This is a genomic window from Campylobacter concisus (assembly GCF_002913865.1).
GTDB lineage: Bacteria > Campylobacterota > Campylobacteria > Campylobacterales > Campylobacteraceae > Campylobacter_A > Campylobacter_A concisus_AM.
Window position 1 is genome coordinate 35420 of sequence record NZ_POYX01000016.1, and the last position, 8535, is coordinate 43954.

General features: G+C 35.9%; 8 protein-coding genes and 1 pseudogene. All 9 read right to left on the bottom strand.

Annotation, left to right across the window (positions count from 1 at the left end; all coding sequences use genetic code 11):
• Window position 1: 1 nt before the first annotated feature.
• Window positions 2-1237: a type II secretion system F family protein gene (locus CYP77_RS00885; RefSeq protein WP_103558075.1), complete on the bottom strand. Its 1236-nt coding sequence runs from the start codon at window positions 1235-1237 to the stop codon at window positions 2-4.
• Window positions 1234-2985 carry a GspE/PulE family protein gene (locus tag CYP77_RS00890; protein WP_103567513.1) on the bottom strand — a complete coding sequence of 584 codons (1752 nt, stop codon included), beginning with the start codon at window positions 2983-2985 and terminating at the stop codon, window positions 1234-1236. Before CYP77_RS00890 ends, CYP77_RS00885 begins: the two co-directional genes overlap by 4 nt.
• Window positions 2985-3524 carry a hypothetical protein gene (locus CYP77_RS00895; protein ID WP_103567512.1) on the bottom strand — a complete coding sequence of 180 codons (540 nt, stop codon included), beginning with the start codon at window positions 3522-3524 and terminating at the stop codon, window positions 2985-2987. Before CYP77_RS00895 ends, CYP77_RS00890 begins: the two co-directional genes overlap by 1 nt.
• Window positions 3521-4396, bottom strand: coding sequence for a CDC27 family protein (locus tag CYP77_RS00900; protein WP_103567511.1), 876 nt, complete (start codon window positions 4394-4396; stop codon window positions 3521-3523). Before CYP77_RS00900 ends, CYP77_RS00895 begins: the two co-directional genes overlap by 4 nt.
• A complete protein-coding gene (locus CYP77_RS00905) occupies window positions 4389-5216 on the bottom strand; it encodes an ATP-binding protein (protein ID WP_103567510.1) in 828 nt (275 codons plus the stop codon). Before CYP77_RS00905 ends, CYP77_RS00900 begins: the two co-directional genes overlap by 8 nt.
• Window positions 5209-6735 (bottom strand): pilus (MSHA type) biogenesis protein MshL, encoded by a 1527-nt coding sequence (gene mshL / locus CYP77_RS00910; RefSeq protein ID WP_103567509.1) that lies wholly within the window; start codon window positions 6733-6735, stop codon window positions 5209-5211. The genes CYP77_RS00905 and mshL overlap by 8 nt, the downstream gene beginning before the upstream one ends.
• Window positions 6713-7123, bottom strand: a complete 411-nt coding sequence (locus CYP77_RS00915; protein ID WP_103567508.1) for a hypothetical protein — start codon at window positions 7121-7123, stop codon at window positions 6713-6715. The genes mshL and CYP77_RS00915 overlap by 23 nt, the downstream gene beginning before the upstream one ends.
• A complete protein-coding gene (locus CYP77_RS00920) occupies window positions 7123-7767 on the bottom strand; it encodes a pilus assembly protein PilO (protein WP_103567507.1) in 645 nt (214 codons plus the stop codon). The genes CYP77_RS00915 and CYP77_RS00920 overlap by 1 nt, the downstream gene beginning before the upstream one ends.
• Window positions 7764-8535 (bottom strand): annotated as a pseudogene (locus CYP77_RS00925) (C4-dicarboxylate ABC transporter); the annotation flags it as partial. The gene CYP77_RS00920 and the pseudogene CYP77_RS00925, both read right to left, overlap by 4 nt.

The following is an 8535-nucleotide window of genomic DNA, read 5'->3' on the forward strand; positions in this document are numbered from 1 at the left end:
TTTAGTTTTTAACAGCTTTTGATAGATCCCACATCGGCAAAAATATACCAAGAGCCAGTAAAAGCACCATGCCCGCTATAAAAACAAGCAAGATAGGCTCGATATAGTTTGAGATATTATCAATGATATCGTTAAATTTCATCCTGTAATAGTCAGTAACTTTTCCAGTCATATCGTCTAAGCTACCGCTTTGCTCGCCAGCGCTTATCATCTGTATGAGCATATTTTCATATAAATTTGTATCTCTAAAGGCCTCCGTTAGGCTAACACCCCTACCAACAAGTATCTTAACGCCGCTTAGCTTCTTTTTGATATCCTTGTTTGAGACCGTTATCACAGCCGTATCAAGGGCATCTGCTATAGGCAAACCAGCTCGAACAAGCTCTGTAAAGATAAGGTTAAACCTGCTCATATTTGAATAAAATATGATCTTACCAATGAGATAGACTTTCAAAAGGTATTTATCGACCTTATCTTGAAATTCTTCACTATCAAGGTAGTATTTTCTAAGCAAATATCCGATAAATGCAAGTGCTCCAAGGATATAAAAGCCGTAGTTTGTCATGACGTATTCGATATTTAGCAAAATTTTAGTTGGCAGTGGTAGCTCTGCATTTAACTGCTCGAAAATTTCTCTAAACTGCGGAACAACAAGTATCATAAGGATGACAAAGGCTATGATGATCGCACAGATGACGGTTATCGGGTAGCGGATAGCTTTTTTAAATTTTTGCTGATTATCCCAGACTTCTTGCAAGATAGAGGCGAGCTTTGCAAGCGCGTCAGCCATATTACCAGTGCTTTCCCCTAGCCTTATCATCGCTAGCGTCACGTCGCCAAGCTCTTCTTTAAAATTTTCTATGCTATTTGTAAGGCTTGAGCCTTGATTTAGCTCCTCATCTATGGTTTGAAATATAAATTTAAGGCGCTTATCCTCGGTGGAGTTTGCAACCTCTTTAATGCTATCGTGGATAGAAATTCCAGCATTTGTCATAACGCTAAGCTGTCTTATGGTAGCAACTAAATTTGGTATTTTGACCTTTGGGTTAGTAAAAGCCTTTGCGATCACATTTTGTAAATTTTCAAAGTTATTTATGCTAGAAGTTTGCGTCTCCTTGATCTTTACGATCATGCCAGTAACATTTGCTTTATCTTTGATCTCGCTTTTATTGTTCGCTCTTAGGCTCATCTTATGGCGTTTGCCGTTTTGGATGTACTCAACCTCAAAGTATTTCATATCTTAGCAACCCTATAAACTTCTTCAAGCGTAGTTATGCCATTTGCCGCTCTTATGACACCATCATGAAACATATCTATAAAGCCCTCTTCGTAAGCTACGCTTTTAAGCTCGTCTTTAGAAGCACCATTTGCAACCATACTTGCTATATGGTCACTAATAGGTAAAATTTCACTTATCATCTCACGTCCAAGATATCCTGTTTGTGAGCATTGCGGACATCCGACACTTTTGTAAAACTGATAGTTTTCAGGGACAAATTTCTTAACCTCGTCAAATGCCTTTTGAGATAGAGTGATCTTTTGTTTGCAGTGTGGGCAGAGCTTTCTAACAAGCCTTTGAGCCTCTATGCAAACGAGCGCACCACTTACTAGATAAGGCTCGATGCCCATATCTATCATACGAGGAAGCGCGCTAATGGCGTCATTTGTATGAAGTGTAGAAAAGACAAGGTGACCAGTAAGTGCCGCTTGTATCGCTATGCGAAGCGTCTCTTGATCCCTGATCTCGCCTATCATTATGACGTCTGGGTCTTGTCTCAAAATAGAACGGAGCGCTGAAACAAAGGTAAGACCAGCCTTTTCATTTACATGCACTTGTTGGATCATATTTAGCTGGTATTCGACCGGGTCTTCAACTGTGATGATCTTAGTTTTTACGCTTTTTATATCATTTAGCGCACCATAAAGTGTCGTAGTCTTACCTGATCCTGTTGGACCAGTAACAAGGATGATACCATAAGGTGCTTTCATGCTCTTTTTAAATTTAGAAAAGTTGTCTGGGTGCATGCCGAGGTCTTCTAAATTTATAATGACCTTTGACTTATCAAGAATTCTTAAAACTATACTTTCGCCATTTAATATAGGTAGCGTAGAGATACGAAAATCATACTCTTTGTCTAAAATTTGAGCTGAAAATCTACCATCTTGTGGGCGGCGGCGCTCTGCGATATCCATGTTTGAAAGCAGCTTCATGCGGCTAACCATCGGCGGATAGATATCTTTATCAAATATAAATGTCTCGCTTAGCATGCCATCGATCCTGCTTCTTACGATGCAGTTTGTCTCGGTTGGCTCGATGTGGATGTCGCTGGCTCTGCTTTGGATAGATGTTTTTAAGATGATCTCTATTAGCTTTAAAATTCCAGAGTTTTCACTGTTTTGCCCTTGGCTAGCCGAGCTTGAAAGCTCTCTTCTGATCTCTGTTATCACATCTTTTATGCTCTCATTTAGTGCTAGCTTACTTATATATTTTTCTATCTGAGTTGGCTGAGCGATGGCAACTTTTAGCAGTTTTCTATTAAATAAATTTTGCACCTTGTCTTGAGCCATAACGTCAAATGGATTTTTAAAAGCGACATATACGCTTATCTCATCTTCTTTTACTGGGATCGCGCTATATGTCTTTAGCTGAGCGGTGCTTAGCTTTTCGCTGATGCGGTAGTCGATGTCGATATCATCAAGATCAAAGTATAAAACCTTAAATTTCTCGCTTATAAATTTAACAAAAGCCTTGATATCAAGCTCAAGGTCGTTTGAAATTTCATCGATATTTACATGCCCTCTCCTATAAATATCAGACAAAATTTCCATAAAGTCATCGTCATTTAGTAAATTTTCATCTCTTAAAATTTTAACAAGGCCTTTGCCTTCTTGCTCGCTTATCTGCTTTATCTTTTCTATATCTGATGTGCTTAGTTTGCCGTTTTGTTCTATATTTTTTAAGATTACATTTTCTACATTTTTCATTATCTATACTCTATTTGCGATTTCAGGTCGTTATTTTTAAAAATTTTAAGCACTAGCTTTGGTATTTGTCCATTTGTTGGGCTTATCTCATATCTTGTGTCAGAATTTGGCTCTTCAAAGATAAATGTGCCAAGCTCTTCGACATACTCTTTTTTTACAAATTTATCAAACAAAAATGAAAGTATATAATCACTCTTTGGAAGCCTGATATAGCTTATATCAACGCCATCTATCATAGCGTGAAACAAGAGCTTTTTCTTAAATAAGATGTCAGCAAAATAGGCAGCATTTTCTCTTGATTTTTCGCTCTTTACTAGCTTATCGATCGGAGTTGCTAGCCTGTTTAGATCGTTCATCTTTATGCAAGCGATGCCAAACATAGAAATTTGCTCTTCGTTATTTTGTGTTTTTAAAAATTCCTCAACCTTTTGGTTGCAGACTTTTGCATAGTTTGCGCTGTTAAAGTCATCCCTTATCTCAGTCAGGCTAACAGCAAAAACTTCACAAACAAAAACCAAAAAAATAACAAAAAATCTCATAATGTTCCACTTTTTATCTTATTTATAAGCTCATTTATCGAAGCTTTGTTTAAGTTTTTATTATACTCCCTTAGAGCTTTGACGGCATCATCGCTTTGTTTTAGCTTATATTTTGACTTTGCAAAGATGATCCACGACTCCTCTAAGCTATTATCTATATCGTTTGCTGCAAGCGACCACTTTATAGCTTCTTTGAAATTATTATTTCTAAAATTTAATCTAGCAAGCTCAAGTGCGATAGTTGGATTGTTTGTCTTTAAAAACTGCTCTCTTAGCATGCTCTCTTCATTTGATGCTGAAGTTACTTGTATATTTACACGTTTTCTAGCTGGTTTTGCCTCAAGATCTATCACTTCATCTTGTGGCACGCTCATGCCGTTTATGCCATTTTGTTCGCTAAGTGGCTCTTCATCAGGGATATTTAGCTTAAGCCAACCCTGTGAGCTTCTTTGCTTTTTTTGGTCATTTTTTGAAGTATCGTTTGTTTCGTTTATTTTTACTACCTCTTCAAGCTTTTTAGCTATCTTGTCAGCTAGCTCATCTTGCTTCTTGCCCTCTTCAAATTTAGCCTTAGCAACCTCGCTCTTTTGCTTTAGCTCGCTAAGCATGCTTGCATTTGTCTCGTTTTTTTCTACCATTTTTACTGCGGTTGCATTTTTGGCTAAAACTTTATCGCTTTTACTTGCAAGACTTGGAGTTTTCTCTATGCTTAGCGCTATCAATGCAGCCAGCAAAATGATGATAAGTAAAAGCTCGATGATTAAAATTTTAGAGTTTTTGGCATTAAAAATTTTATGCAAAAAACCGCCATTTTTTTTCTTGTAGCTTTCATAAAGCTTTTCTAATCTTTGAATTTCTTGTGGTTCAAGCATCGATTAGCCCCGCATCAAGTGCAGCCATGGTGAGTATCATGGTATTTGCCTTATCGCCGCTAAGCTTTGAAGGTTGATACTGCTCGTAATATTCGCAAATTTCATAGAATTTATACATGATCTTGTTTAGCGTTCTTAAATTTCCACCGCAAAATGAGTAGGCGCACTCGTAATCTTTTTTCTCAAATTTAAGATATTTGTCATAGTTTTTTTGACTAAGCTTTCTTTGTAAGTAGATGATGATCTCATTTACATCAGCGCTACTTAGCTCGATGCTTTCCCAAATTCTAGTCTGAAAATAATCTTTTGCCAAAATATCTTCGTTTTCGGTTTTATGTATCGTAAAGAGAAATTTAAACATCCTAGTATCAGCCATAAGCCTTATCTTCTCGATAAGCTCGGTCGGATAGAGCTGCGCTTCATCTAGGATAACCGTCATTTGATTTTTTAAAATTTCATCTTTACTGCTAAAGTCTTTTGAATAAAATTTTATAAAGCTCTCGAAGTTGTTTATATCTTCAAGCTTTTTTCCATAAATTTGCTCACAAAGTGCCTCGATAAATGTCGCCTCACTAAAAAATGGATGTGGGAAAAAGATGAGACTTTTATCCTCTTTTAGATCACTTGCGATCTTGTTTAGCAAAAAAGTCTTGCCACTACCTGGCTTGCCATAAAACAAGATGAGCTTAAGTGGCTTTTTTAGAGCTAAAACTATCTTGTTGTAGCAGCTTATAGAGTTGTCTAAATTTACGAAATTTAAACTCTCGTCTTCGTCTATGAAAACATCTTTTATATGTGTATAAATATTTTTGTTACTCATAGATCGATTTAGAAAATCCTAGATCTTTTAGCGACTGCTGAACTGGTTTTGGATCTTCAAGATCAACAACTCTTGGCGTGATGACAAAGATAAGCTCGGTCGTTTTTACGCCATCTCTTGTGCTTTTAAAGACACTTCCTATCAAAGGTATGTCAGCTAGAAGTGGCACGGCTGTATTTTGCTTATTTTTAGTCTGACCGATAAGTCCGCCAAGTATGATCGTATCGCCACTATTTACCTGAACTACGGTTGAGAGTTTTTTCTGAACTGTATCAGGGGCGATCTCTCTAATGGCTGTATTTTGCGATCTTATGTCGTCTTCTGCATACTTAAAGCTGCTTAAGCTTGGGTTGATGCGAAGCATGATCTTGTTGTTATCTGAAACTTCTGGAAGTAAATTTAACAAGATACCGATAAATACAGAGTATTGCTTATAAGTTGTTGTAAGCCTGTTGTTATTGTTATTGTTGCTGCCATTATCCGTCTCTTCCATTACGCGATAGTTTATATTATCACCCACAGAGATTAGCGCTTGTTGGTTGTTTAGCGTGGTTACTTTTGGACTTGAAACGACCTTTGTTTTGCCATTTGTTTCAAGGAAATTTATCATACCATCAAGGCTAAAGTTTAAATTTGCAGCGATATTTAGTGTGCGACCAAAGCCATCGCTTAAGCTGTTGCCCTTGTTTGTCCAGCTTGCACTTGAGCTTGCATTTGTGCCTGAGTTACCTATATATGAGTTAAATCCAAGCTCAAATTTACTCCAATCAACACCTTGCTTATACTCATTATTTAGATCAACTGCGATGATAGAAACATCGATGATGACTTGTTTTTTAAGCCTTCTTTGCATCTCAGCTATATATTTTTCAACGCGTTTTAGCTGTGACGGGGTCGCTGTAACCGTGATAAGTCCAGCATTTTGGTTTATGATAGGATCTGGCGCGGTGATGTGCTCGCTGCTATTGTTTAAGATAGCTTTTAGCTCAGCATCAAGCTTCTCCCAGAAGTCAAATTTCTCAGTTGTTCTTATCAAGTTGTTTTCATTTTTTATATCATTTGAGCTAGTATCACTGCTTGAGCTACTGCCTACTTCTGACGGAGAGGCATCAACAGAAGCTTTTGTGATAGCTGTGCCTTCACGGATAGAGGTGATATAGTCTATTTTAAAAATTTTTGTTTGAAGCGATGAGATTTTTAAGACATTATTTGAAAACTCATAGCTTAAATTTTTCTCATTTAAAAGCAGATCAAAGACCTCGCTTAGGCTCATGTTTCTTATATTTACGCCAAAGACTTTATCATCAAGCTCTTTTTTACTATAAGCATCTTTTGCAACGATACTAAAATCACACATTTCAGAGAGCTGATTTAAAACATCTCCAAGACTTATATCGTCTGTGATCTTCATACTAAAATTTTTACTCAAGCATGTACTTGGTTTTGCCATCATAGGGGTAGCTAAAAATGAAGCTAACACCGCAGTTGTAATAAATTTACTTAATTTTGATACCAACATTTTTACTTCCATTTTTAAGAGTTAGTTCTTGTTTTTCATCATCTTTTACGATGATAACCTTGCTGCCATAAACACTTGTGATATTGTAATCATCAATCATATCCCCCACTTTATACCACTTGCCATTTATATTTGCTTTATTTAGCAAAATGGCCTTTAGCATAAACCCCCTTGCAGAAGAGTATTTTGTAGTGTTTTGATCGCCTTTTGGAGCAACTGGCAAATTTAGCTTGAAAGGATCTTGTAAGCTAGAAATTTCACCGCTATTAAGCCCCTTTCTTTGCTCTTTTATCTTAACAAAAACTTCATCATAGTTTTTCATCTCGCCTTCAAATTCACTGCCAAATAAACAAAGAGATAAAATTAAAAATAAACCAAATTTTTTCATCAGTACTTCATACCCCACACTGAGATAGAGAGCTTAGCTCCTAGATCTTTTTGAGTGGAATTTATATCCATCTTGTGAAGATCTACTACGAGTTTTGACTCTTCAAGTCCGTTTATATAGCTAAGCATATCTTTAAAATTTCCAAGACAAGTGACATCTATATTTAAAATTTGCTCTATCTTTTGGAAATTTGGCTCTTTTATATCGCTTTTAAGCTCTAGAATTTTTATATTATTTTGCTTTGCCAAAAGCACAATACTATCTATATAGTTTGCCCAGTTTTGATTGTCAAAAAGCAAAAAAGAAAGCTCTTTAAGCTTTGAATCAAAATAGGTATTAAATTTCAAAATATTCGTGTAGCGAAGTTTTAGATTGCTTAAATTTCTATTTTCTTCATTTATCTTAAAATTTCTATCATCAGGAGAGCTTACTGAGGCTAGATAGTTTCTGGTGTTTTCTAACTTTGTAGAAATTCTCGTATGTTTATCAAGCTTTTCATCAAAGAAATTTTGCGCAGGATCAAAGCATAGCATATAGACAAGATAAGCTATAATAAGCGCTGAGCCAAGAAAAATGAGGTTTGTTTCGTTTGGCTTTTTGCTATCAAAGTATTGATCTATTTTGCTTAAAATATCTTGCCTCATTGTTTAATCTCTATGCTTATATTACTTTCATACTCGTGTTTAGCGTCATCTGAGCGAATTTTTTTAGTATTTACCAAGTATTTTTCATCTTTGCTGATATCTTTGATCAACTGTGTTATCCTTTTTTCATTATCGCTAACCGCAGTTATAGTCAAATTTCTATCGTTATTTACGATGTTTGTGATATGAACTGCATTTAGATTTAAAATATCGGTAATTTTAAAAAGATTTAAACCCTTCATGGCGTAATTATCTTTTTTATTTTCGATCTCAGCAAGCAGACCTTTTCTGAAATTTAGCTTTTCATTCTCTTTTTGAGTTTGCTCTTTTACCGCCTCTTGTTCTCTTGAAATTTTAGCTAGCGTCTCTTTTATCTGCGTCTCTTGGGCGTTTAGGACGCTATATTCGTCATTTAGCCTTGCGCTATCTTTTTCTAAAACAAGACCAGCTATGTAGTTGTAAGCCGGATATAACATACTTAACACAAATGCCGCAGCGCAAGTGAGCAAGAATTTACCACTTTTTCTTTTGACAAATGGATCTGGGCGAAGCATATTTGAGAGGTTAAAGTTCTCATAAAATGGCTCTTTAGTATAAAACCTACCATATAAAGCCATAATGTTATAACGCTCGTTGATAGTATAGTTTTTGTTATTTATTGCAACTTTTATGTTTATATACTCGGCATCCAAACCAAGTTTAGTTGAGATGAAATTTGCAAAATTTTTGATCTCATAGTCACAATCTATGTAAATTTTCTTTATAGAT